This window comes from Propioniciclava sp. MC1683 (assembly GCF_014164675.1).
GTDB lineage: Bacteria > Actinomycetota > Actinomycetes > Propionibacteriales > Propionibacteriaceae > Propioniciclava.
In genome coordinates, this window is record NZ_JACJFX010000099.1 from 1 (window position 1) to 1,237 (window position 1,237).

Below are 1,237 nucleotides of genomic sequence, written 5' to 3' on the forward strand. Positions count from 1 at the left end.
ACAGGGGGCCCTGCCGAATCACAAGAATCCGTGGTTCGAGCCGCCTGATCACGGGATCGGACGCTCCCGTGGCGGCCTGACGACCAAGCTGCACCTGGTCTGCGACGGCCGCGGAAGGCCGCTGGGCATGGTCATCACCGGTGGGAATGTCAACGACACCACGATGATGCCCGCCGTGCTTGAGGACATCCGCGTGCCCCGCGACGGGAAGGGCCGGCCGCGCACCCGCCCCGACCGGGTGCTCGCCGACAAGGGCTACCCGTCGAAGGCGAACCGTGCATGGTTGCGCACGAGAGGGATCGCGGCCACGATCCCCGAGAGGGACGATCAGATCGCGCACCGCCGCAAGAAGCCAGGCCGACCGATCGACTTCGGCGATCAGCAGCAGGAACGCTACAAGGGCCGCAACGTCGTCGAACGCTGCTTCAACAAGCTCAAGCAGTGGCGCGGCATCGCGATGCGTTCGGACAAGCTCGCTCGCAACTATCGTGCCGCGATCAGCCTCGCTGCGACGCTGATCTGGATCAAGACGGACCTGTCCCGTCCGGCCTGGCCATAGGCCGGCCGGCGCCGCGCCGATGCGGCAGGATGACGGGATGAGTTCCTACGTTCGCCCTTTGATCGAAGCGCCGGTGTTCCGCGATGCTGACGGCGCGGTGATCAACTACGGGAGTCGGTGGCACGGGTCACCTCCGGAAGACACCTACTCGGTCGACACGCATCCCGAGCGGTTCGCACCGCTGCACGTTGTCGCTGACGCCCTTATCGCCCACCTCCGAGAGACGTATGACGTCGAGGTCGATGAGGGTGTTGAGGTGGCAGCGGATCTGCTGCGTCCCGCGTTTCATGATGTGGTGCGCGCGGTGCGGATACGTCCTAATGATCCGAAGTGCGCGTCCTTGACGTTGGTCTTCACCGCTTATCCGGGGATCTACATGCACGCGGGACTATTGCACGACTTCCACTACCCAGTCTGCGGTTGCGACGCTTGCGACTCGAACTGGGAGGCCGAAGCCGATGAACTCGAGCAGCGAGTGTTCGCGACTGTCAGCGGCAACTACCGAGAGACGATCGAACGCGGACTTCGCCCCTGGGTCGATTACGCCTTCACCTATCCCGACGGCGCGAGCTCCGGGAAATCCCGCTCCCAAGATCTTCCTGCCCAGCGCCTCAAAGACGCCAAGCCCGTCCTCCGCGACCTTCCCGTCGGATGGAATCACTGGCCGCGCCCGGCCCC

Annotated in this window: 2 protein-coding genes; both read left to right on the forward strand. The window is 65.2% G+C overall.

The annotated features are described in order from the left end of the window. On the forward strand, nucleotides 1-559 hold a 559-nt coding region (locus tag H5397_RS17385), incomplete at its 5' end, for an IS5 family transposase (RefSeq protein ID WP_182819003.1). A gap of 37 nt (nucleotides 560-596) precedes the next feature. Beyond that, nucleotides 597-1,237: DUF6226 family protein (locus H5397_RS17390; RefSeq protein ID WP_182819005.1), on the forward strand; the 641-nt coding region annotated here is incomplete at its 3' end.